Source organism: Candidatus Paceibacterota bacterium (assembly GCA_035652395.1).
In the GTDB taxonomy this organism is placed as follows: Bacteria; Patescibacteriota; Minisyncoccia; order Phycocordibacterales; family CAJBRS01; genus JADGRH01.
In genome coordinates, this window is record DASRDX010000009.1 from 159,101 (window position 1) to 183,386 (window position 24,286).

Here is a 24,286-nt window from a genome sequence, read left to right on the forward strand (position 1 = left end):
GCAATTCTCATTCAGATAATTATAGTTACTGGTTTCTATTTTGGGTTAGGCTAAAACATTTTGACTTTTTCTAATTTACTGCTAATTTCAGATTAGAAGAAAGGAAAAAATGAATTTAACTCCATACGTCGGTATTACCGGCTTTGTCAGTCTTGAACAGGTTAAAACCTTGTCGGCAGTCTGGAAAAGTGTCAGACCCAAAGAATCAACTCGGAAGCTTCATGTGGGAGTGATGACCAGTTACAAACATCATCACCATATCCCGCATGCCTATGAAAAAGCATTTCCTCTGGAGAATCGAATTGCCGAAATTTTTGACTGCGCTGAGACTTACAATTGTCTCCATTATGTAGACTACGTCGGTCGCCCGAAACTCTGGGAAACTCTGACGGAGATCATTTCTCTGGGAGGAATTGGCCTACACGCCATTCAGCTCGACATGACTTGGCCGGATCCAACAGAAATCGCCAAGGGCGTTCAGGCTTCCAGAAAGAAGGTGGAAGTGATTCTGCAAATCGGTCTAAAGGCATTTGAGGCGGTTTATTCCGATCCGCTTCGGTTAGTTCGCAAACTTGAGGAATACGAAGACATTGTTCAGCGAGTTTCGCTCGATCAGAGTATGGGAAAAGGTCGGCCTCTGGCACCCAAAGAACTTTCGCGATTTATTCGGGCCATCAAGATCGCTTTCCCGAAAATGGCAATCACTGTGGCTGGAGGACTCGGACCAAAGACGGTTCATTTACTTGGATCCTTGGTCAAAGAAAGTCCCGATCTTAGTTGGGATGCTGAAGGAAAACTTCGAACTAGCGGCAGCAATCGCGATCCAATGGAAGTCCCGAGAGCTGTGGAATACCTGCGTTCTTCAGCGGAGTATTCGGAGGTCTCGCCGTAAGGCGAGACCATTTTAATTTATAGTATTATTCTTATTATGACTGAAGACGATTTTAAAGAAAAATTAAATCCGGAGCAGTATCGGGTGATGCGCGAGAAAGATACAGAACGGCCATATTCGGGAAGGTACTGGGATCATGAGGAGAAGGGAATTTATCTTTGTGCGGCCTGTAATAATCCGTTATTTACCTCTCTTTCCAAATTTGATTCGGAGACGGGCTGGCCGAGTTTTGCCAGGCCAGCCAAAAAGAGTCATCTGACAGAAATTGCCGCCTCTGGCGGTAGGACTGAAGTAACTTGCTCAAAATGCGGCGGGCATCTCGGTTACTTACTTTCAAGAACTCCCGGCGAAAAACCGTATTATCAAGTCAACTCGGCTAGTTTAAAATTTCTGGATATGCCGGAATTGGATGACGAAGATGATTCCGATCAAGATGAAGATAATCAGGACGGTTCCCAGAAGAATGCGTCAAAAGTAAAAGGTAACCCACAGACAGCTTCGAAAGTTAAGCTTCCGACCATTTCTCTTCAAAATATGCTTTTTTTAGTAGCCGCCGCTTTAGCGGGCGGAGTTCTAGGCGGCTCCTATGGTGCTTATCTTTGTCAGACTAGTTCTCCTATTGTGGCGGGCTCCTCGATAAGTAGTCCTGTTCCAGTCAGTACTTCTTCAATTTTACTTGCCCCTTCAACTCCTAAGAAACTTCCGAAATCTGCTGCTTCTAACCTTTCAAGCAGTAGCTCCTCCAGCACCAGCTCCAATCTCTCTAGCCCTATTACGGCCACCTCAGCTACAGCTACCGGCACAAAAGGCACGCCTTAAGTGGTCTTTTATATTGTAAGAATATATTGTAAGAAATAGGCCCTCATTTCGGCTTATATATAGGCAAACCGAAGGTTTGCCTATTATCAGTAATTAAAATTAAATATGAAAAACAAACTTACTTTAAGCATTTTGGTCATGGCTCTGGCCTTCGCTGTAGGAACAAGCACGGCTTCGGCCCATGGTCTAAATTTCGGTCTCGGCGCTAAGGCGGATGTTAATAGTTCAAGCAACGTTAATCTAAAACATGACAGTCTCTTGAATGCCAATGTCGGGGCTAATGCGAATGCCAATCTCAATGCCAACGCAGATTCCGATAAACATGAGGACGGAGACAATAATTCTGAAGATAATCAGAACAAGGTTGAATCACACGGCGATATAAAAGCCAATGTAAACAATGGTTTATTCATGAACTTTGTTCATCGAATCTTCCCATTTTTCCACAATGGCTTTGCCGGAATTGTTGGTAGTGTTTCGGCCGTTAATGGCAACACTATTAGCGTAATAGTTAACAACGGAAACGCTTCTTCTACTTACAGTGTGGATGTTTCAGCCGCAACTATTTCCAGAAATGGAGCTAGTTCTAGCGCCAGCTCTATTACTGTCGGAGACGTCGTAATTGTTTCCGGAACGATTAATGGAAATTCTGTAGTGGCTACTTCCGTTCGAGATACTTCTCGAGTAGATAAGAATCCTAAACCAAATCCTATTGTGATTACCGGAAACGGTCAGCCCGTAATTGGCGGAACCGTCACCGCAGTTAGTGGCAACACCGTTACCATTACTACTGCTTCCGGAAATGTGACTTACAATGTGGATGCCTCAAGTTCAGTCATCGCCAAGAACAAGGCTACTTCTACTGTCAGCGCCATCAGCGTTGGAGACCAAGTCATTGTTCAAGGTGCTGTCTCTGGAAATACCGTAAACGCTTCATCCATCATTGACGTTGGCATGAACGCTTCCTCAACTCATCAGGGTGGGGGAATCTGGAAATCAATCGGTGGATTCTTCAAGCACCTCTTCGGATTCTTCTAAGAATTAACGACAGAATGATTTAAAAAGGCAGCCGGCCGAAAGGCCGGCTGCCTTTTTAAATGTGTTATTATATTTTCATGGATTACGACGGTCCTAGCGCGGATAAATCTGAAAACGAGACCCCGGTAAAAGAAACTTATTATTACGCTGAACCGATCAGAGTTCTCTTTTTCATTGCCGCCATTATTATGCTGATCTGCTTTCCGCTTTTCAGTAACGTCATCAGTCTCAATATAATTTTTGTTTTATTCGGCATCATGTTAATCATCCTGGCCGGTTTTACCAATCGGAAATGGAAAACTGTTTTCTACATTAATGCCATTCTCTCACTTTTTATCATTGCGGTTCTAGAAGTTATTTCTCTTAATCTAAAGTTTAGTGATCATCCGTTTCTCGTACTCTTAAATCAGATATTAGCTTTATTGTTTGTGATTTCTCTCTATTTCTGTCTACGAACTATTAGAGGGTTTCTATTTTAGAATTCCCCTCCTTTTCCACACCTTATTCAGTCTTTATCCACCTTTATCTTTGACAAGAAGAGTTTCTCAGCGTAGAACTAGTAGTTACTAGTATTGACTAGAGGGATTATTAATAATCACGCAGAAATAAGCTTATTTCTGTCCTAAAATAATTTATGAACAGGGCCAATCATTGGATCGCCAAAAATATTTTGGCTGGTCTCACCATCTTTTTATTAGTAGCTTCTTTATTTAGCGTCATTCCTTTCTCACAAGCGGTGGCGCAGTCTGATGAAAGTTCGGTAGCAACTGATGACACACAGTCAATCTTGCCGCCCGATCAGACAGAGACTGATCCTCCAAAAGATGAATCAGTAACCAATCCTTCGGTGGTTGAAGAAGAGACTGTTGCAGACACTACCACTACTACCACCTTTACTAATCCTTGCCCCGATTTTGATAATGACAACGTTGTTACGCAGGACGACGTCGATTTTGTAAAAGCTCATTCTGGCACCGCCGGAGGTTTTGATGTCGGCGACGCGAATGGAGATGGATCAGTGAATTCGGGAGATATTTCCTACACAAAAAGTCAATTAGGAAGAACCTGTAAAATAACCGTTACCATCATTAAATATATTGATGGCTCAAAGGCCACCCCTGAAAGCGCCGACAATGCCTCTTTCAACATGACGGCTACCTGGAATGCCGAGAACATCGGTGCTGGGAGTGGCTCTTTTGACTTAGATGCCGATGGATTCAATGGTGATTCTACCCCTTATCAGGCTATTACTTCCGAAATGACTTCAGGCGCTGACTACAGCGTGGTGGAAAATAACGTACCTTCTTCCTGTAGCGATACAAGCGGGTACTCTCTTGATGGTTATAAAGTTGGCGATTCAGAATCGGACGCCCTCGCTAGCAGCACCCAAAATTCGGCTAATCTCAGTGATATCGCCAACAATATGTATATTTTGGTCATGAATCACAACTGTGCCTCCACGGAGATTCTTCCTTGTCCTGACTTTGATCATGATCATATTGTAACTGACGCTGACGTTGATTTTGCCAGAGCCCACGCTCTCACCGTTGGCGGAGGCTTTGACGTAGGGGATGTGACCGGCGATGGCCGAGTAGATTCTGCAGACGTTACTTACACAAGAAGCCAATTAGGAAGAGTGTGCCAAGTTATCTCTGGAATGAAATGGAATGACGTAAACGGCGACGGTCAAATAAACAATGAAGAAACCGGTCTTCCTGGTTGGACCATTACTCTATTAAATTCAGATGGAAACGAAATAACTTCTACTACCACTGATTCCTCAGGCAACTATTCATTTAATGATTTAGATCTCGGAACTTATTATGTATGTGAATCTCCACAAGACGGCTGGCAACAGACATACCCCACTGACAATTATGGTTGCGAGAACGGAACTGAAGGCTACAGTCTAAGTATTGAAAGCGCCAGTGACAATAATGGAAATATTAACTTTGGTAATCAGGTAATTCCGTGTGAATTAAATCAGACATCCACAGATGTGGTTAGTGATGAAAGTACTCAAGTAGATGGCCACGATTCTGTTGCCGTCACTCCACATCCTGCCTGGACTTCTATTCCAGATGCTACTTGGATTTGGGCCGAGGCCTTAGATCAAAATGGCTCCTCTCCAGCTGAAACTAAAGAATTCACCAAAGCCTTTAACATTTCCGGCACTCCGCTCAATTCAGTTCTAAAAATTGCTGCAGACAATTACTACTCCCTAATGGTTAATGGTAATCCATTTGATACGGGTACTTCTGCCACGGACTTGGATAACTTTAGCTCTGCTGATACATGGAATATTCCGGCCGCCTCTCTTCAGTCAGGAAACAACACTTTCAGTTTTACTGTCACCAACCCAGGCACCAATCCTGACAACGGTCAGCCATTCGGCGATCCAAACCCTGCCGGTCTCGATTACAAATTGACTGTTAATAGCAACGGCTGTAATCCTCCTGAACCGACATTTGTAAAAGTTCATATCTACAAATATGTAGGTGATAGCGAGGAATCTTCGCAGGTACCTGATGACTCCGCCGACACTCCATTTCCGATGAATGCCACCTGGCATGCAACAAATCTAGACGGGGGAGCCACTTCTTCAGCAGACTATGTCCTCGGAAATCATCATGGAGGAGCGACTTCAACATTCGCCGCCGATACTTCTCCAATGCAGACTCCGGTCATCTTCTACCATACATATGAGAAGACCACGGCCGACGACCAATCCAGTCAGGTTGTTCCAACTAATTCCGAAGTTTGTCCGGCAGGAGATTTCCGATTACTCGGGTATCGATCCGGCAACTCTCTTGCGGAAGCAGAAAATGCAGAACTCACCACCGATTCTCCTAATTATGAAGGCTTCAGTCAGGATAAGTTCCTGATTGTCGTAAACCAGCCTTGTCCTCCAGATGAAGGAGGAGAGGGAGATCAAGCCACTCTGACAATCGTTAAAAATACGCAAAGTGGGAATGGCACCTTTACCTTCAACCTTTCGGGGGATACTTCTACTTCCACGAACGTTACTACTACTGCAGGTACTGGCACGGTCACCCTTAACCTCAACGACGGCACCACTACTATTTCGGAGATTTCACAAAATGGTTGGACTTTGGCTAGCTCAAGCTGCCAATACGATAACGAATCAATTGGGATTTCTGTACCCAACGGAGAGACCGTTGTGGTAGATGATGGCGACCATGTCACTTGTACTTTCACCAATACCAAGAGCACGGGCTGGATTAACGGTTTGAAATTTAATGACCAAAACAGTAACAGTATTCGGGATGAAGGAGAGCCGGGTTTACCTGATTGGGGAATCAATCTTTCGCGAGTAGTTACCAATGAAGATGAATCAACTTCAACTGAATTGGTGGCCACCACCACTACTGATTCTAGCGGCAATTGGAGTTTCCCACCTCAAAGCTGGGGCACCTACATTATTACGGAAACACAGCAAAGTGGCTGGACCCAGACGGCTCCAACATCAACGTCCTTCACTATTAGCATCACTCCTTGCTTCTCCATATTCTCTATTGATTTCGTTGGCTTCTGCGGAGACATTAATACGGATATAAACGGTAATCCTCTCTACTTCGGTAATCATCAGAATCCTACTGACAACAATAACGGAGGTGGGGGTGGTGGAGGAGGTGGTTCGGTTACAACTTCAGTCATTGGCGGCTTCGGCGGCCCAAGCGGTGGTAATATTGGCCAGGTTTTGGGAACCAGCACCGGACCGATGGCTGACCAGGGAGGACCTCTGACATGTTCCGCCTATCTTCTAAAATACATGCGATACGGGCGATCAAATGATCCGGTAGAAGTAAAGAAACTCCAGGCATTCTTGAATGAATTCCAGAATGCCGGACTGCCGGTAACAGGATTCTTCGGCAAGCTAACTTTAGCGGCTGTGAAAATATTCCAAGTAGCTCAAGAAGCCTTCATTCGAAATCCATGGGGCCAAGCCGGAGTACCTATTAGTAATAGTGAGTGGCCAACCGGATACGTCTACAAGACTACCTTGCATCGAATTAATGAATTGAAATGTGCGAGCTTGAATGCTCCGATTCCGCAGCTGCCTTAAGGTAATTAGGGCGGGAAGCGGGGAAGGAAGGGCGGCGCCTATTGTTCCGGCGCCGCCCTTTCAATTTCATAAATCCATGGTATAATATGAAAAATGCTAAAGAAGCTTTTCATTCCTCACCGCCACAACGACTATAAGCCCCACATTCTGCGGGAATTTTCGGTACTCGTCATGCTTCTCCTAATTGTAGTGGTCTTTGCCGGCTCTTTAGTAGTCTCTCACTTCGTCGGTACCAGCAGCCTGACGGCTGACATCTATTCAGCGGTTATTGTCAGCCTGACGAATCAGGACAGAGCAGCCACTAATCTTTCTGTTCTTAGTCCGAACCCGCTTTTAGCAGCCGCTGCTCAGCAAAAAGCTAACGACATGGCCGCCCGCGGTTATTTTTCTCACATTAGTCCCGATGGGCTGACTCCTTGGTACTGGATGTCGCAGGCTGGCTACCCTTATCTGTATGCCGGCGAAAATCTAGCCGTTGATTTTACCGACTCAAATGATGTGGAGAGAGCTTGGATGAATTCACCACTTCACCGGGAAAATATTTTAAACGGTCATTTCACCGAGATTGGAATTGGCATCGCCAAGGGTAATCTAAATGGCCGACCAACTACTTTTGTAGTACAGATGTTTGGTTCACCAAAACCAACCACGGTCGTAGCCTCAACACCTGAAACCATTGTTACGACTTCCACCGTTACCACTTCCAGTACTCCTCGAGTTGTGATTGCAGCAATCAAACCCAAAAATAAAGTGGTTCCTGCCCAAGTCATTACGGTTTCAAGTAGCCCGACCTTTATCGCCGTCAAAAGTGTAGAAGGAGAATCTATTTCACCAGCTACTACAGAAACTAACGTAGCCACTAATTCTGTCTCTATAAGTTCTATTAAATCCGGAGGTAATTGGTTTGAAAGAAGTTTCAGTAATCCTGCTGAGACTGCTAGAAATATTTACCTAGCCCTGGCCGCTTTTGTGATACTTTCGTTGCTTCTTTTTATTTTTATCGAATGGCGCATCCAGCATCCGAAAAATATCGCCTATGGTGTCTTGATTTTAGTTATCATCCTAAGCGCCACCTACATTAACTGGGTGATTTTCTTCCCGTCAGTATCGGTTGTATAATTTAATCGATTATTAGCTAAATTTATTCTTATGAAAAGATCTAATTTAAAAGCTGGTTTAGGACCGTTAATTATTATTTTGATCGTGGCAGTAGCCTTGGCCTTGGGCGGAGGAGTTTATTACAGTGTTCATCACGCTCCAGCCACTACGGTTTCCAATGATACTTCTGCGAATGTAAGTGTTTCAGGTCAAGCCTCTAACGGTACCCTTAGGAATCTACTCGCTATGGGCAAGAATGTTATGTGTACTATCGACGAGAGCACCGCAAGCTCTAGTTTAATGGGTACCATGTATATTGCCGGCACTAATATGAGGGGAGATTTCACCTCGAGTTTTAATGGATCGGCGAAGCTGGATTCACACATGATTAGAAATGGAGATATTATGTACGCCTGGAGCGGCTCACAAGGAGCAAAAATGACTTACAACACCAGTGACATGAGCAATGCTTCTGCCAATTCCAAGAGTCAGAGCAATGTAAATCTTGATCAAAAAGTAAATTATCATTGTTCGAGCTGGTCACCGGATAATTCCAAGTTCAGTGCGCCTACCAACGTCAATTTCATTGACATAAATGCCGCTATGCACGGAGCGGCAGGTGTAAGCGGAAATGGGAATGCGGGAACAGGAACAAAAGCAAATGTTAGTGCCGGAGCTTCTGTTTCTGCTCAATGCAGTGCCTGCGCTTCTCTTAGTGGCAATGCTAAGAGTCAGTGTTTGCTAGCATTGCATTGTTAAGAGTTTAGAGTCTTGAAATTAGAAGAGAGGGCTGCCGACGGCAGCCCTCTCTTTGTTATAATAATTAAATGTTCCAGCCAACTTGGAAAATTAAGGCAACGATAATTGCGCTTACCATGCTTCTTAGTGGTTTCATTTATCTTCAAGTTCACTCTCAAAACTTACCACCTAACCTTGAATATTTGAGACTTGATCAGCTTTTCGGTCTCACCGCTCTTTTTTATTTGATCGTAGTAATGATGGCCGGTCCGCTTTATCGCCTTTTTCCCAATCTACCAACCAAGAATCTTCACCGGGCATCTCTAGGAGGCCTGGGTATTTCTACTTTTTATTTAGCTTTTCTTCATTTTCTCTGCGGCTTTTTCGGTACTCTTAAGGGTTTTGCCGGTTTACCTTTTTTAACTCCAGTCTATTTAATAGCCTTTATTCTGGGTCTAATTGCCTTAATTATTCTCGCTATAATGGCCAGCATTTCTTTTAAATGGGCCATGGTTAAATTAGGTAGCAAATGGAAATCCATTCAGCGGCTGGTGTATGTGGCTGCCATCGCCTTGTTAATTCATCCGATTTTAATTGGGGATGACTTTAGAGATTTCACTCATCCGACCGCCTTTTTCTTTATCTTGGCAGTGGTGATTTTAATTTTGCTGTATGCTCTCAGTACCTACCGGCATTTAGTTAGCAAATATCCGAATGTTTCCCGCCAACTCTGGAGCCTTTCACTCTCAATTGTCTTAATCGGCGGTTTTTATTTATTATTCTTATTGCATGGATACATCAATGGCGGGCACCATCACTAATTCATTCAAAGCTCTCTGTCTAATAGTCCTTTGCTTCGGCTTTTTCTTGGCTGTCGAAAAAGCCGATGCCCATTTTATTTTAGTAGATGATCAGATTGGGGCTATTCTTCATATTGATCCGAATGATTCACCAGTAGCTAACTCACCGAGTACTTTTAATTTCTCCTTTAAAGACCCTAGCAACCGACTTGATCTAAGAAAGTGTGATTGCACTTTTAGCATTATCAGTAATGGTAGTCCGATTTATACCGCTAAACTTAGCGCTGATCCGAACATTCAATTCTCGGCCACCGAGGCCAGTTTTCAGTTTACTCTACCCGAGACGGGCATTTACACCCTAATCATGGAAGGAAAACCGATGGCACCGGTCGATTTTCAATCTTTTAAATTAAGTTATGACCTTCGGGTAGATCAGAGGGCAGAGACGGGAGGAGCGCCTTCGGCGCTCCTCCAATTCCTTGCCGGCCACAGTCTCCACTACATTCTCTTTGGGGGAGCAATCCTGATCTCCCTCTACATTATTATTCGTGACATCAGGCGAAATAAAAAGATATAATGATTATATGAAAAAGATTTACGTAATGTTTGTTTCTATATTATTTTTCGGTTTTTTCAGCGCGGCGAGTGCTCACGTAGTAGTTAAACCAAACGAGGTGGGAATTGGCAGTTTTCAGACTTTTGTCATGGGGGTACCGGCAGAGAAAGATTTACCAACCGTCGGATTAAAACTTTTAATTCCAGATGGTCTGACTTTTGTCAGTCCGAATGTAAAACCCGGTTGGAAAATCAACATCCTTAAAGAAGGTACTGGAGAGAATGCCAAAATAACAGCTATTGAGTGGTTTGGCGGATCGATTCCCGCAGGTGAGCGCGATGATTTTTACTTTAGCGCCAAGGTACCTGCTACCTCTACTGCTCTTTCTTGGCGAGCTTATCAGACATATAGTGATGGTTCTGTGGTTTCGTGGGATCATGATCCGTCCGAAAACATCACGGACTTCTCCCAATCTGGACCATACAGCCAGACAAAAGTTGTAGATGATTTAAACCCGACTCCTTCAGTTTCAAAAACAAATAGCACCACTTTAACTATTAGTTTGGTAGCCTTAGTATTTTCTCTGATGGCTTTGGCCAGAGCACGTAGAGCCACTCATTCTTGATTTAAAGCTAAAATTTGGTATGGTGAAAAACATCCCTTCGGCTAACCGAAGGGTAAGTTGTCTAAAATGCCTGAAGAAAATAAAAATTCAGAAAGCGTCGGAGAAATCAAAGTACCGATTTATCGCCGTCCTATTTTTCGGAATATTATTATTGGGGCAATAATTTTAGTTATTGCGATCGGTTTTATTTACTGGTTTTCTAATCGCAATAAAATTTCTACCGATAACGCTACCGTTTCCGCTCCGGAAATTGCCTTAAGCGCCGACACGCCGGGCATTTTACGGGAACTTTATGTCCGGGAAGGGGACATTGTTACCCCGAATCAGGCGGTGGCACGAGTGGGCGATCAATTAATAAAGACCAATGTCGGAGGTGTAGTAGTCAAAACTACCGATACTATCGGTACTCTATTTAATCCGGGACAAGCAGTTGTGACGATGGTTAATCCGAATGATTTACGAGTACTGGCCAATGTGGATGAAAATAAAGGCTTAGTTCGAATCAGCGCCGGTAACAGGGTGGTATTTACGGTGGATGCTTTCGGTTCGCGCAAATTTGAGGGAACTGTTGAGTCTGTTATTCCATCGGCAGTAGAATCACAGGTAGTTTTTAATGTTTCTGACAAGCGAGAAACTCGGCAATTTACGGTGAAAATTAAATACGATGTTGATGCTTATCCGGAAATTCTAAACGGGATGTCGGCCAAGGTGACTATATATACAAAATAGAGGGGGCAGAGAGTAAGGAGAAGTAGTCGCCGCGAAGCGGCGACTAAAACAATCTAATGGAAAAAACGGCCGAAAAATCTAATTTAAGATGGTGGATTCTGCTGACGGTCATTATTGGTACCTTTCTGGGTCGTCTCGATCAGACTATTGTTAATCTGGCTTTGCCGAAAATTATTTCCGATTTCGGCATTACCGTCTCTACGGCTGGCTGGATCGGTACTGCCTACATTCTAGCTAACGCCGTTTTCGTGCCGATCTGGGGCAAACTTGGTGATACAATCGGCCGGAAAAAAGTTTATGTTATCGGCTTTTCCATCTTCATTCTTGGTTCAGCATTGGCCGGACTGGCTTGGAATTTTTCTTCCATGCTAGTTTTTAGAATCATTCAGGCAGTAGCCTCCTCTGCCGACTATCCGACCGCCATGGCTATTTTAACGGTTACTTTTACTACCCAACGTGACAGAGCCCAAGCCCTCGGTATTTGGTCGAGCGCTTTCGCCGCCTCCGCCGTTTTGGGGCCGCTTATCGGCGGGCCATTGATTGACAGTTTCAGCTGGCGAATGGTCTTTTTGATTAATATTCCTATCGGTGTGATTGGAATCATTATGGCCATGATTTTCATTCGCGAATCTGTTTCCGAACATAAAACGGTTTACTTTGACTGGTGGGGAGCTTTTCTTCTTGGGGGTGCCTTAACTTCCGTTACCTTAGTTCTTGATAAGGGAAGCGACTGGGGGTGGTTATCTGCTAGTGCTTTGCTCTGCTATTTCTTAACTGTTTTCTTGATGTGGGCCTTCATTAAAGTGGAACAAATAGTTAAAGAACCATTAGTGGATCTACACTTCTTTAAGAACAGCATTTTTGTCAATACTCTTGTCAATAACTTCATTATTTTCATGGGCATGATTGGCTCTCTTTTTATTATTCCGATTTTTGCTCAGACATTTTTGGGTTACACCGCTACCGAAAGTGGTTACTTATTTATTCCCATGGCCGGAGCTCTGATGTTGGCGGCCCCCCTTGGGGGCCGCCTGACTGGTCGCGTCCAGCCGAAGTACGTCATTATTGCCAGTACTTTGGGCGCGGGCATTGGTCTTTATTTCTTTACTTGGATTGACCCACGTTCTACACCGTGGGATTTGATGTTTCCGCTTATGATCATGGCCTTCTGCATGGGCTTTGGTATGGCTCAACGTACTAACATGATTGCCTCAGCCGTGCCCCAATCGGAAATTGGCGTAGCTTCTTCGGTACTAGCGTTAATAAGAAACATCGCTGGAGCTTTCGGCATCGCTATTTTTTCGGCCATTCTTACCAATTCTATTAATTCCAGCGTGGTGAAGCTCAGTCAACATAGCACTCTTCGAAGCACCGATCCGCTGGCCGTGAAGGAATTTATCAGTTTAATTATTTTGAAAGCGGAAGTTATGGGCTTTGCCGTAGTCTTCTGGGTCTCTTCTCTGCTAGTTATCTTTGGCGGCTTACTAGCCTTCTCCTTTAAAAAGGTAAAAATGGGCGGTGAAGATAAGGTGGAAGTCTTCGTGGAGGCATAGAGAGGCGCTTCGCAAAACACTCCATTTTAAAAGTCCTCGGATCTCCGGCTGAATTCTTTTAAGGTCGGCCAGACTATTTAAAATGGAGGTTATGCTCCGCTACGGAGTTGAATGCAGCAATTATTTCTATTCTAGGTCTAAACCTTTAGACAGGCAGGACGACGGCTTCGCCGCCGCCCGATTCACCGACTGGACTTCGGATGCTCTAATGTTGTAAGATTCGGGCCGGCTCTTCGTTATACAGAGTCCTAATCTCTTTATTTTATGTCTAAATTTAAAACTTTTCTCCAATCTTTGATTGGAACCCTCCTTGTCAACAGTCTCCTTGTTCTAAGCCCAGTTTTGGCCCAAAGTTATCCTCAAGCTCAAAATATTGCTTCAACTTCCAATCTTTCCGAAAATTGGGCTGGCTACGTGGCTAATAGCGGTGGCTATAGCGGCGTAAACGCGACGTGGATCGTGCCTGCTGTCTCAACCGTCAACGCCTCAAATCTCTCGGCTGACGCTATGTGGGTAGGTATTGGCGGAGTAAGTAGCACCGATCTGATCCAGGCTGGTACCCAGGCCATTATTCAAAATGGTCAGATTACTTATAAGGCCTGGTACGAAACCTTACCGAATGCGGCAGTCAATATTCCTCTTTCTATTAAGGCGGGAGACTCCATCAAGGTTGCCATTACAGAAATATCACCGAACCTCTGGCAGATTACCTTCACCAATAACAGCACCAATCAGAGCTACACCCAGAATGTCTCATATGTTTCCAGCCACTCATCCGCCGAATGGATTGAGGAAAGGCCAGTTGAATATTCCAGCGGTAGATTAATTCCGCTTGATAATTTCGGCACACTTTTTGTAATGAATGGTGCGGCAATTCAAAACGGTTCTAATGTGAATATTGCCAAGACGGGAGCGACCGCCCTCACCATGACGACTTTTAGTGGCATTCTTCTGGCTTCTCCTTCGGGCTTAGTTAATGGAGACAGCTTCAGTATCAGTCGATCATCTAATCAAACAGTGATGGAGACGGTGCCGACATCCACTCCTACAACTATCCGAGTAATCCGGGTCACTTGGAGAAGGGGTAGCGATGTCACTCAAAGAGAATTCATCCGTACGTTTTTTAGTCAGTTCGGATTAAGGACAAGAACCCATTAAAAATTAATAAAATCTCTTGAACTATGGCTAAACTAGCCATAGTTAAAGTTAAGGAAGAACCTTAAAAAATTATATGGTATATAACGAATTAGCCAGCCAGGAAGCGTTGGACAGAACAGTAGCGGGTCTCCGAGAACGGAACGTTGAAGCAATAGTGGTAGAAAACAAGTCGGAAGCTCTGGAGAAAATTAAGAAAATAATTCCAGCCGGCGCGGGAGTAATGATGGGGGCCTCCGTTACGCTGGAAGAAATTGGTCTGGTAGATTATTTAAAAGAAGGAAAACATCCTTGGCAGAACCTGCGTGGGAAAATCTTGGAAGAAAAAGATCCCGCCAAGCAAGCTCAAATGCGTCGCGAGGCCACTTTGGCTGACTATTATTTGGGGAGCGTTCATGGTCTTAGTGAGGAAGGGGAATTTGTAATTGCTTCTAATACTGGCAGCCAGCTTCCCGGCATAGTATTCAATTCTCCGAATTTGATTTTCGTCGTCGGGGCGCAAAAGATAGTACCGACCCTGGAAGAGGCCAGAAAGCGGCTAAAAGAGTATGTAGTACCACTGGAAGACAAACACATGCACGATTTATACAATATCGGCACGCATCTTTCGAAGGAAGTAATTTTCCACTATGAAAACCCGATAGGCAATCGCCACGTTCGCCTGATTATTGTTAAGGAAAAGCTCGGATTTTAATTGGGGACATAATCTTGACATAGAAAGGCGGAGAGGACAGAGGGGCCGCAAAGCGGCCCCTCTGTTTCATGATACAATTTATATAATGAGAATTTGGAAAAGACTATTAACTTTTTTCTTTTTTCTTTTTTCTCCGGTTTTAGTCTTTGCTCACGAAGTCTATGTGCTGCCGAAAGGAGTCATTGCCGAAGGGTTACATGATGAGAGTATTCATCCTTTTGACGCCCTAAAAGATCCAGCAAATTTAAAAACCACTCTAATTATTGCCGCCTGTATCTTATTAGGCCTTATTTTAAATTTCTTTTTCCAGCACTCGGCTTTGGGGAAACGCTGGGCTCGATTTTGGAATTATCTTAACCCTATCGGACCACTCCTAATCCGTCTGGTGGTGGCAATTTCGTTTTTCTATTCAGCCTATAGCTTAAGTTTTCTCGGACCGGAATTGTCTCTGACCGCCTTTCCGTTTTGGGTTGTTGTCCAAATTGTTTTATACATTTTGAGTATTTTTATATTCTTCGGTTTATTCACGGAGTATGCCGCTATTTTGTCGTTAATAATCTTTGGGCTAGCCGTTTCAGTTTTTCACCTCTATATGATGACCTACATCAATTATGTAGGAGAATTCCTTGTTCTTATGGCGTTTGGCGCTCGCACTTATTCGCTGGACGGTTTACTTTTTGGACCATCGGGCTGGATGGAAAAATACAGAAAGTATGAAAATCTTTTTCTGCGATTTTGTTTTGGCTTTGGCTTAGTTTACGCGGCCATCAATATTAAATTTATTCACGCCATCCTTACTTTAGATGTGGTCAATGATTATCATCTGACTCAATTTCATCTGCTTTTTCCTCATGACCCACTGTTAGTAGTGCTTGGAGCCGGTTTAGCTGAAATTGCCATTGGTCTTTTTATTATTTTTGGTTTCCAGCTGCGCCTGACCCTCATCGTGATGCTCTTTTATGTGACTTTATCCTTGATCTTTTTCCGCGAGCTGGTCTGGCCACACTATATTCTCTATGGAATCGGGCTCAACCTGATTTTTGCCCCCAACCTTTACAGTTTGGATAGCTGGTTCGACCGATTTTTCAAAAACCCTTATTTTAAGCCGTAAATTCGGGGAAGAAATACGTCATGGCTTAATGTTTCGTCAGCGGACATGATATAATTTTAAAGTTAAATTAGCTTTAACCATTTATAATTAGCACATATGTCAAAAACGACTAGAACAGTTTTATGGATTATTTTAATAGTTATTGTAATCGCCCTGATTGTTTGGATGTACTCCAATCAGAGCCTAACCAATACAACCAATAAGGAAAGCAATAGTGCGGCAGTCATTGAAGCCACCACTCTTTCGCGCGGAAATTCCGATGCCGATCTTGATCAGGATTTCGCCAAGATTGATACTCAGATGAGAGGCTTAGATAATGATTATAATGCTGCCAATCAGAATCCATAATTATTATTAAAATATCTTAAATCATGAAAAAATTTACTCTTGCAACTTTTCTTTTGTTGTCGCTACTCATCGGTAGTACTAGTCACGTTTTAGCTGACAGTCAGGGATCTACAGGATCCAGCAGTTTCCTGAAATTCATATCACAAGCTTTTATTCGGCGGGGAGGGGATCATATGATGGGCACTACCACTGTTAAAGCTTCTACTACTGTTCGTGATGATTTTCGAGCCCGCTTGGCTTCCTCCACTGCCTCAACCACTCTGGAGGCCAGCGCCAAAGCTAAAGCAGACGACGCTATTAATAAACGAATCAATTCTCTAAATCAATTGAGTGCACGAGTGGCAGCTATGGCAAAACTTTCCACTACCACTAAGGCCAGTCTGGCTGCTTCAATTCAGGCTTCCATTACAGACATGACAAATCTGAAAACTAAAATCGACGCCGATACTGATGCCGCCGTTTTGAAAACCGATATTGCTTCCATTACTGCCTCTTATCGAATTTATGCCTTAGTTATTCCTCAAGTCGAGATCGCAGTTGCGGCTGATCGAACAGACACTCTCGTAGACATGATGAACATAGTGGCTGGCAAATTCCAGAGCAGGATTACCGCGGCCACTAATGCCGGCAAAGATACCGCATCGCTCAACATAGCCCTTAGTGATTACCAAGCCAAAATTGCTGACGCTAAAATACAAGCGAATGCTGCCGCCTCTCTTGTTGTTTCTTTAAGTCCGGATAATCGGGATAAGAATAAAGCCGAATCTAATAAGCAGGCTTTGCAATCGGCCCGCGCCAAACTAAAAGCAGCCAGAATTGATCTGAAGACCGCTCGCGATGATGCGGAAACTATTCGACGAGGTCTTAGATCTTTCGGTAGAATTGGAGTGACTGCAAGCAGCAGCGCAAGCTCAACCACTCATTAATAACCACATCGGGGAAGTGAAAACGGCCCTCGCTTCGCGAGGGCCGTTTTGTTATAATTATTTTTCATGAAAAATCTCGCCAGAAGCTACGGACTTTACCTCGGCTGGATTATTTCCTTGGTTGCCCTCGGAGGCAGTCTATATTTTAGCAACGTCTTGAATCTCCCACCATGCGTGCTTTGCTGGTATCAGCGCATCTGCATGTATCCTTTAGTCCTTATTTTGGCCGTCGGTTTGCTTCGAAAGGATCAGAAAGTTTATCTCTACGTTTTACCTTTTTCAATTATTGGATTTGTGATTGCTCTTTACCACAATCTTCTCTATTACAATATTATTCCGGAAAGTCTGGCTCCCTGCACGGCCGGAGTCTCGTGCACCACTCGTCTTATCGAATGGTTTGGATTTATTACTATTCCATTACTTTCACTTATCGCCTTTACTTTAATTACCGTTATAATGTTCATATATCGTTATTATCAGAAGCAAGATTAAGAGAAACATAAAATTTATGTCTAAAGAATCTATTATCATCACTACCATCGGAGTAATCTTTTTAATTGTCATGGGCGTTTTAATTGTTAAAAATTCTTCTTCCGCTCCGGTAACTACTGTTAGCGGTGATCAGCAAACTTTGCTGCTGGGCGTAAACAGTCACATGACTGGAAGTTCCAGTGCCAAAGTTACCATGGTGGAATTCGGAGACTATCAATGTCCAGCCTGTGGGGCGGCTTATCCAACCATCAAGAATGTCACTGACTTTTATCAAAATAATCCAAATTTCAACTTTATTTTCCGAAATTTTCCTCTGCCTCAACACCAGTATGCCAAAATCAGCGCCGAAGCGGCCGAAGCGGCCGGCGCTCAGGGCAAATACTGGCAGATGCATGATCTTCTTTACGAGAATCAGAGCGCTTGGGATCCGTCTGTTACTCAGGATCCGCTTGCCGTTTTTGTCACCTATGCCGAACAATTGGGACTAGATGTCAACAAATTTAAAACCGATGTTCAGAACAACGCCCATGTTGATCGCATTAACGCCGATCTGGCCGACGTTCAGAAACTCGGACTTGATCATACGCCCACGGTTTACATTAATGGAGAAGAAGTAGATAAAAATCTGACTGTAGCCGCTCTAAAAGCCAAGATTGACAGTCTCTTAGCCAAATAATATGTCTTTTCAAACCCGGCATCGTTTCCTGTTGCCGTTTCTCTTCTGGCTTTTTCCAGCCACCATTATCAGTCTGGTGGCTGGTCTAATTTACGTCAGTGTTCAGCAAAATTATCGACAATCGGCTAATGATCCTCAAATAAGTATCGTTGAAGACGCCAGCGAGTTTTTAGCTTCTGGCACCCCTCCAGAGCTATTAGTTGGACCATCTCAAATTGATATTGCCAAAAGTCTTGGGGTCTTCCTGATTGCCTACGACAATCTGGGTCACCCTTTAGCCTCATCAGCCACTCTTAATGGTCTCATCCCTGTGCCACCGCTCGGTGTTTTTGAATATGTTCAAAAAAATGGAGAAGATCGGATAACTTGGCAACCTCAAAAAACTGTTCGAATTGCCGCCGTCATTACTTCTTATACGAGTTCTTCAAGCTCTGGCTTTGTCTTAGCCGGTCGCTCGCTGCGCGAAGTAGAAAATCGGGAAAGTCAGCTTAGCTGGAGCGTAATTACAGTCTGGGCGCTAGTTATGTTGATCTCTTTAATTGGAGTAGAGGTAATTTTCAACTTTGTTTTAAAAATCGGAGATGAAGAAAAGAGTTAATTGGTTTGCCGCGGCGAAGAAGAAAGCAAAAATGGCCGGATTGTTTTGGGCGGCGTCCAAAAATGACAGGCTTTTGGACAGATTAAAGAGCTTTCATTTTCTATCGGCTCTTCCGGCCGCCCTTTTTTCGTCCCTTGCGCCCACCCTTTCGGCCACCTTTACGCATTGAGCTTTTATTCTGCTTCTTGCCTCTGCCGCTGCCGCTTTTCTTGCCGCCGCGATCACTCTTATTAACCGTCGCCCAAGCTCGCTTTTTCGCCTCTTTTTTTGAAACTCCGCGTTTTTCGTAGCCTTCTTCGATATGATCGGCCTTGCGTTTTTGTTTATTAGTATATTTTTTCTTACTGCCTCTAGCCATAGTGTTTAGGTACTCCGTACAATGTACTTTGTACTGTTTAAATTAATAAACGACCTTCATGAATTTTGACGCATTAAAAGCGCCGACCTTACCGGAAAATGTGTTAAAATAATTTCATGAGTCGTCACTACTGGTTTAGACCAAAAAGATGGGGAGAATTTGCCGTATATTATCCGGTTAATTTCCCCGGCTGGGTGGTGACTTTGGCTTGTCTGTTCTTTCTGGTCTATCTATTTATAGTTGACCTCTGGATTGCCTATCCGCTCGGTGGCGGATTTTTGCACTTTTTGCTGGAAGCGGTTACTATCTTTTTAATATACGATTTATTTTGTTTCAGAGCCGGTGAATATCCAAGCTGGTGGCACGGTCGTCACTGGAGGCACAAAGTCCACCGACATCATCCGGCCAATCGAGCCCATCGAGAACGTTTAAGAGCTGATCGCTAAAACAATATGGAAAAGACATTTAAAGAGAAAGTTTATAAAGTGGTTAAAAAAATTCCCAAAGGCAAGGTTTTAACTTACAAAGAAGTAGCCATGAAAATTGGCCATCCAAAGGCTTATCGGGCTGTTGGCACCATTTTAAGTCAGAATTACCAGAAGGATGTACCGTGTCACCGAGTTATTCGTACTGACGGCAAAATTGGGAATTATAATCGAGGAGGGGCTTCAGCCAAAAGAAGGATTTTAATCAAGGAAGGATATAAAATTAACAATTAAAAATAATCTTATGAATCGTAATCAAGGAGTAGCAGTGGGGGTAGCCATCGCAGCGGTCGTTTTGTTTTTAGTTTACAGTTATTTTAATGGAATTATTCAAAAACCAGTAGCATTTAATATGACTCAATCAAATTCATCATCAACAGAGGCCGAAAACGGCACCACCACAGCGAGCGGTCTCGGCATCAAAGATGTGGTATTAGGAGCTGGAGAAGCAGCTTCGGCAGGAGATACAGTTACGGTTAATTACATTGGCACTTTCACTAACGGCACTAAATTTGACAGTTCTTATGATCATGGCCAGCCATTTACTTTCGTCTTGGGTTCGGGGCAGGTTATTTCCGGCTGGGATCAGGGAATTGTCGGTATGAAAGTTGGAGGCAAACGCGATCTAGTCATTCCGCCTAATCTTGGTTACGGTCCAAATCCGGTCGGCCCGATTCCGGGGAACTCCACTCTTCTTTTTGAAGTGGAACTTCTGAACGTCTCACACGCTCCGGCAGTCAATCAGTAGTGGCCGCTATTAAATTTCAAATTGAAAAAAGGTTAAAAGGAAAAATGGGCCGTGCGGCGAGATTAGAAACGCCGCACGGTTCTATTTTGACCCCGGCCTTCGTACCGGTTGGCACCAAGGCCAATGTCAAGACCTTGACAGTAAAGCAGCTTGAAGAAATTGGCGTTCAGGCCGTTCTGGGCAATACCTACCATCTTTATCTCCAGCCCGGCGATGAGCTAATAAAAGCGGCCGGCGGACTAAACAAATTCATGAATTGGCCTGGGCCGACCATGACCGATTCAGGTGGCTTTCAAGTTTTTTCTCTCGGAGTCGCTTACGGAAAGGGAATCAGCAAAATATTAAAAGGCGAAACTGAACTTCTGCTCCCTGAAGCCCAGGATTTACGTGATCAGGTTTCACTAGTCAGTATTGATCACGATGGAGTGATGTTCAAGTCGAACATTGACGGCAGCTCTCACTATTTCACACCGGAGAAATCGATAGAAGTTCAACACAACATCGGTGCCGACATTATTTTTGCTTTCGACGAGTGTACTTCGCCGACTGAATCCGTAACTTATCAAAGACAGGCACTCGACCGAACACATCGCTGGGCCAAAAGATGTTTGGTCTATCACCAATCAAAGCCGGAAAACGCTTCACAACAGGCTCTTTTCGGAATTGTTCAGGGTGGGCGGGATGAAAGGCTACGAAAAGAAAGCGCTCAAATTATTGGCCAAATGGATTTTGATGGTTTCGGTATTGGTGGCTCTTTCGCCAAGGAAGATATGAATACGGCGGTGGAGTGGGTTAATAGCGTTTTACCGGACGATCGGCCGCGCCACCTGCTGGGAATCGGCGAACCGGAAGATCTCTTTGGCGGAATTGAAAATGGCTGCGATCTTTTTGATTGTGTAGCTCCGACCCGAATTGGCCGCAATGGTTCCATTTACACTAAAGAAGGGAAGATTAATATTTTAAACGCAGAATTTCGGCAGAATTTCAACGCCATTGATCCGGATTGCCAGTGCTATACTTGTCAAAATTTTACTCTGGCCTATTTGGGACATCTTTTCCGAGCCAAAGAAGTTCTTGGCGGTACCTTGGCTTCCATTCATAATATATATTTCATCACCAATCTGGTGAATAATATTCGCCAGTCGATTCTCGAAGAAAATTTTCAAAGCTTCAAAGAAAATTTTCTTCGTCTCTACAAAAAATAAAAAAGCTGACCTGGCGGTCAGCTTTGTCTCGCAACCATCTTAAACTCGAAATCCTCAGCCGTGCTTCCACCGAGAATAAATCTTGGTAGCCGATCCGCTCCCAAGTGAGTCACTGTGCTATCTAGCTGCTTGCTCGCCACCTCCTTCGTCACCTTTGCCAGATTTTCCTCATCCAATTTCCCTCTGGACAGGTTTTTCAAGACAATGGATAGTCGTCTTGCCAGTCGATCAATTAATTCCATATGCCAATACTGGTGATAGATATAAGCATGATCGGAACCATCGGAAGACTGGTGGTGCATGCTGAGATGCGGATTGGTGATGATGAAAACAGCTCTGGCCTTCTCATGTCCTCCTTCATACAGAAGAGGACGGACCCCTTTTTCAGGAAGGCTTTTAATATAATCCACCAGGATATTTGCCATATCTTCAGATAGAAAATATTCCTCTGGACGATCAACGGCTCCGAAAGCATGGCCGCAACCCTGACAAGGTAAGTTGTCAGGATTTTTTGCTCTACTTTGATCGCTGTGATAACTCGGTGGACCCAGCATTTCTTCAACAGCCATAATAGTAAACGGGGAGCTATAAAGAATCTGGCCGATTTCCTTCTCGATCTTCTCCAAGGAAGCAATAAAACTGGCATTGAAAGACAGCACCGCTCCCGGCACTGGAATACCGAGAATGTTTCGAGGGTGCCGATCATCGATACAGTGAATATATGATGATCGGGGCCGGTGTAATAATGGTAATGTATTAGGAGCACTGAAGATGTCGTCCGAAAGAACATAAAAGTTTTCTCGGGCGAATTCTTCAGCCTTCTTGGAATCAAAAAGTTTTGACGACTGAACGGTGTGTAGGGTACTCATCTTTTTCTGATATTACTCCTTTAATCTCTATTCCACAAGTAAAATTGTCTTCCTCGGCTTGATTTCGGCGAAGCCACCGGAAATAGGGAATTCCTCACGCTGATTTTTATTTTTAATTACCACCGAACCGTCTCTTAACTCGGAAACCAGAGGAATATGATTCTCCAAAACGCTTATTTCGCCCTCTAAAGTAGGCAAAGTGATTACGTCAGCTTCACCTTCATAGACAATACTTTCTAGAGAATAAATATAGAGTTTCATTATTTTTGATTAATTTCCTCAATACCACCGACTAAATAGAAATTCTGCTCGGGCACATTATCATGTTTGCCCTCAATAATTTCCTTAAAACCCCGGATAGTTTCGGCTCGGCTGACAAATTTGCCGGCTCGGCCGGTGAAAGGTTCAGCCACGAAGAAGGGCTGCGACAGAAATCGCTGGATTTTACGAGCTCGTTCCACTACTAATTTGTCCTCGTCTGAAAGCTCTTCAATGCCAAGAATGGAAATGATATCTTGGAGATCCTTGTATCGTTGGATAATTCGCTGAACTTCGCGGGCCACTTGATAATGCTCTTCTCCGACAATGTTTGGATCAAGAGCAGTGGAAATGGATTCCAGAGGATCGATGGCCGGATAAATTCCCAGTTCAGTCAGAGCGCGTGAAAGCACAATTGTTGAATCAAGGTGAGCAAACGTAGTAGCCGGAGCAGGATCGGTAATGTCGTCAGCCGGTACATAAACCGCCTGCACGGAAGTCACTGAACCCTTAGTGGTGGAGGCAATGCGTTCTTGCAAAGCACCCATTTCGGTAGCCAAGGTTGGTTGATAACCGGCGGCGCTAGGCATTCGGCCAAGAAGAGCCGAGACTTCGGAACCAGCTTGAGTGAAGCGGAAAATATTGTCGATAAATAACAGCACATCTTTACCTTCAGTGTCGCGAAAATATTCCGTCATGGTAAGACCGGTCAGCGCTACTCGCAATCGGGCGCCCGGCACCTCATTCATCTGACCGAAAACCAAGGCAGTCTGGTTAAGCACGCCCGATTCTTTCATTTCATTATAAAGATCGTTTCCTTCTCGAGTTCGCTCGCCCACACCGGCAAAAACGGAATAGCCTTTGTGAACGGTAGCTACGTTTCGGATAAGTTCCTGAAGAAGAACGGTTTTACCGACACCGGCGCCGCCAAAGAGAGCAATCTTACCCCCTTTAATGAAAGGGCAAATTAGATCGATGACTTTTATACCAGTTTCAAAAATCTCTACTTTAGTTGATTGTTCGGTAAACTTTGGAGCCGGTCGATGAATTGGCCACCGCGGTGCTTCCGAAGGCGCCGGTACGCCTCCGTCAATCGGCTCGCCTAAAAGATTGAACATTCGGCCGAGGATGTCTTTGCCGACCGGAATGCTGATGGGAGCGCCGGTACTTGAGACCGCCAGACCTCGTTTTAAACCCTCCGTCGGTCCCATGGAAACAGTGCGCACGCGACCGCTGCCCAGATGCTGCGCCACCTCAAGGACGAGTTTGGAAGCGTCAGCTTCGCTGGCGCCCCTCTCAACTTCCAGTGCGTCGTAGATTTCCGGCAAGTTCTTTTGCTCGGCAAACTCCACATCCACTACCGGTCCGATTATTTGAATTATTTTTCCTTCAGTTTTATTCATATATTTTTTCTTTTACCTTTTATCT

General features: G+C 44.2%; 28 protein-coding genes. 24 read left to right on the top strand and 4 right to left on the bottom strand.

Annotation, left to right across the window (positions count from 1 at the left end):
• Positions 1-109: 109 nt before the first annotated feature.
• The 20 genes from VFA52_01060 to VFA52_01155 all read left to right on the top strand — a co-directional run bounded on the left by VFA52_01060 (position 110) and on the right by VFA52_01155 (position 18,935).
• Entirely contained in the window at positions 110-892 is a 783-nt protein-coding gene (locus VFA52_01060) for a hypothetical protein (GenBank protein ID HZS42785.1), read from the top strand.
• 36 nt (positions 893-928) lie between these two features.
• Entirely contained in the window at positions 929-1,711 is a 783-nt protein-coding gene (gene msrB / locus VFA52_01065; GenBank protein HZS42786.1) for a peptide-methionine (R)-S-oxide reductase MsrB, read from the top strand.
• A gap of 105 nt (positions 1,712-1,816) precedes the next feature.
• Positions 1,817-2,749, top strand: a complete 933-nt coding sequence (locus VFA52_01070; protein ID HZS42787.1) for a DUF5666 domain-containing protein — start codon at positions 1,817-1,819, stop codon at positions 2,747-2,749.
• Positions 2,750-2,826: 77 nt separating this feature from the next.
• Positions 2,827-3,228 carry a hypothetical protein gene (locus VFA52_01075; GenBank protein HZS42788.1) on the top strand — a complete coding sequence of 134 codons (402 nt, stop codon included), beginning with the start codon at positions 2,827-2,829 and terminating at the stop codon, positions 3,226-3,228.
• Between the two features lie 155 nt (positions 3,229-3,383).
• Entirely contained in the window at positions 3,384-6,836 is a 3,453-nt protein-coding gene (locus tag VFA52_01080) for an SdrD B-like domain-containing protein (protein HZS42789.1), read from the top strand.
• Positions 6,837-6,929: 93 nt separating this feature from the next.
• Entirely contained in the window at positions 6,930-7,955 is a 1,026-nt protein-coding gene (locus tag VFA52_01085; protein ID HZS42790.1) for a CAP domain-containing protein, read from the top strand.
• Positions 7,956-7,985: 30 nt separating this feature from the next.
• Positions 7,986-8,693: a hypothetical protein gene (locus VFA52_01090; protein ID HZS42791.1), complete on the top strand. Its 708-nt coding sequence runs from the start codon at positions 7,986-7,988 to the stop codon at positions 8,691-8,693.
• Between the two features lie 68 nt (positions 8,694-8,761).
• The gene (locus tag VFA52_01095; GenBank protein ID HZS42792.1) at positions 8,762-9,493 is read left to right on the top strand and encodes a hypothetical protein; all 732 of its coding nucleotides are present in this window, start codon (positions 8,762-8,764) and stop codon (positions 9,491-9,493) included.
• Positions 9,462-10,049, top strand: a complete 588-nt coding sequence (locus tag VFA52_01100) for a hypothetical protein (protein HZS42793.1) — start codon at positions 9,462-9,464, stop codon at positions 10,047-10,049. Before VFA52_01095 ends, VFA52_01100 begins: the two co-directional genes overlap by 32 nt.
• Positions 10,050-10,056: 7 nt before the next feature.
• A complete protein-coding gene (locus VFA52_01105; GenBank protein ID HZS42794.1) occupies positions 10,057-10,653 on the top strand; it encodes a YcnI family protein in 597 nt (198 codons plus the stop codon).
• A gap of 66 nt (positions 10,654-10,719) precedes the next feature.
• Complete coding sequence (locus tag VFA52_01110; GenBank protein ID HZS42795.1) at positions 10,720-11,382, top strand: efflux RND transporter periplasmic adaptor subunit; 663 nt, start codon at positions 10,720-10,722, stop codon at positions 11,380-11,382.
• 56 nt (positions 11,383-11,438) lie between these two features.
• Positions 11,439-12,935 (top strand): MDR family MFS transporter, encoded by a 1,497-nt coding sequence (locus VFA52_01115; GenBank protein HZS42796.1) that lies wholly within the window; start codon positions 11,439-11,441, stop codon positions 12,933-12,935.
• A gap of 264 nt (positions 12,936-13,199) precedes the next feature.
• Positions 13,200-14,093, top strand: coding sequence for a G1 family glutamic endopeptidase (locus VFA52_01120; protein HZS42797.1), 894 nt, complete (start codon positions 13,200-13,202; stop codon positions 14,091-14,093).
• 73 nt (positions 14,094-14,166) lie between these two features.
• On the top strand, positions 14,167-14,784 hold the full coding sequence (locus VFA52_01125; GenBank protein ID HZS42798.1) for a lactate utilization protein: 618 nt from the start codon (positions 14,167-14,169) through the stop codon (positions 14,782-14,784).
• An 85-nt stretch (positions 14,785-14,869) separates the two neighbouring features.
• Positions 14,870-15,895: a DoxX family protein gene (locus tag VFA52_01130; GenBank protein ID HZS42799.1), complete on the top strand. Its 1,026-nt coding sequence runs from the start codon at positions 14,870-14,872 to the stop codon at positions 15,893-15,895.
• A 96-nt stretch (positions 15,896-15,991) separates the two neighbouring features.
• Entirely contained in the window at positions 15,992-16,243 is a 252-nt protein-coding gene (locus tag VFA52_01135; GenBank protein HZS42800.1) for a hypothetical protein, read from the top strand.
• A gap of 23 nt (positions 16,244-16,266) precedes the next feature.
• Positions 16,267-17,169, top strand: coding sequence for a hypothetical protein (locus tag VFA52_01140; protein HZS42801.1), 903 nt, complete (start codon positions 16,267-16,269; stop codon positions 17,167-17,169).
• Positions 17,170-17,235: 66 nt separating this feature from the next.
• Positions 17,236-17,661 (top strand): disulfide oxidoreductase, encoded by a 426-nt coding sequence (locus tag VFA52_01145; GenBank protein ID HZS42802.1) that lies wholly within the window; start codon positions 17,236-17,238, stop codon positions 17,659-17,661.
• Positions 17,662-17,677: 16 nt separating this feature from the next.
• On the top strand, positions 17,678-18,337 hold the full coding sequence (locus VFA52_01150; protein ID HZS42803.1) for a thioredoxin domain-containing protein: 660 nt from the start codon (positions 17,678-17,680) through the stop codon (positions 18,335-18,337).
• A 1-nt stretch (position 18,338) separates the two neighbouring features.
• Positions 18,339-18,935, top strand: coding sequence for a hypothetical protein (locus VFA52_01155; GenBank protein HZS42804.1), 597 nt, complete (start codon positions 18,339-18,341; stop codon positions 18,933-18,935).
• Positions 18,936-19,035: 100 nt separating this feature from the next.
• Here the strand turns inward: VFA52_01155 and VFA52_01160 are convergent, their stop codons facing one another.
• The gene (locus tag VFA52_01160; GenBank protein ID HZS42805.1) at positions 19,036-19,293 is read right to left on the bottom strand and encodes a plasmid stabilization protein; all 258 of its coding nucleotides are present in this window, start codon (positions 19,291-19,293) and stop codon (positions 19,036-19,038) included.
• Between the two features lie 116 nt (positions 19,294-19,409).
• Here VFA52_01160 and VFA52_01165 point away from each other — a divergent pair, with 116 nt between their 5' ends.
• Genes VFA52_01165 through tgt form a run of 4 tightly spaced genes read left to right on the top strand, consistent with a single transcriptional unit; the run spans position 19,410 to position 21,731 of the window.
• Positions 19,410-19,739, top strand: coding sequence for a hypothetical protein (locus VFA52_01165; protein HZS42806.1), 330 nt, complete (start codon positions 19,410-19,412; stop codon positions 19,737-19,739).
• 6 nt (positions 19,740-19,745) lie between these two features.
• A complete protein-coding gene (locus VFA52_01170; protein ID HZS42807.1) occupies positions 19,746-20,012 on the top strand; it encodes an MGMT family protein in 267 nt (88 codons plus the stop codon).
• A gap of 10 nt (positions 20,013-20,022) precedes the next feature.
• Positions 20,023-20,526: an FKBP-type peptidyl-prolyl cis-trans isomerase gene (locus VFA52_01175; protein HZS42808.1), complete on the top strand. Its 504-nt coding sequence runs from the start codon at positions 20,023-20,025 to the stop codon at positions 20,524-20,526.
• Positions 20,526-21,731, top strand: coding sequence for a tRNA guanosine(34) transglycosylase Tgt (tgt, locus tag VFA52_01180; protein ID HZS42809.1), 1,206 nt, complete (start codon positions 20,526-20,528; stop codon positions 21,729-21,731). Before VFA52_01175 ends, tgt begins: the two co-directional genes overlap by 1 nt.
• A 17-nt stretch (positions 21,732-21,748) precedes the next feature.
• On the opposite strand, the gene VFA52_01185 is transcribed toward tgt, so the two are convergent.
• The 3 genes from VFA52_01185 to atpD are packed head-to-tail and all read right to left on the bottom strand — an operon-like array spanning position 21,749 to position 24,261.
• On the bottom strand, positions 21,749-22,600 hold the full coding sequence (locus VFA52_01185; GenBank protein HZS42810.1) for a hypothetical protein: 852 nt from the start codon (positions 22,598-22,600) through the stop codon (positions 21,749-21,751).
• A 27-nt stretch (positions 22,601-22,627) separates the two neighbouring features.
• The gene (atpC, locus tag VFA52_01190) at positions 22,628-22,861 is read right to left on the bottom strand and encodes an ATP synthase F1 subunit epsilon (protein ID HZS42811.1); all 234 of its coding nucleotides are present in this window, start codon (positions 22,859-22,861) and stop codon (positions 22,628-22,630) included.
• On the bottom strand, positions 22,861-24,261 hold the full coding sequence (gene atpD, locus VFA52_01195) for a F0F1 ATP synthase subunit beta (protein ID HZS42812.1): 1,401 nt from the start codon (positions 24,259-24,261) through the stop codon (positions 22,861-22,863). The genes atpC and atpD overlap by 1 nt, the downstream gene beginning before the upstream one ends.
• Between the last annotated feature and the right edge of the window lie 25 nt (positions 24,262-24,286).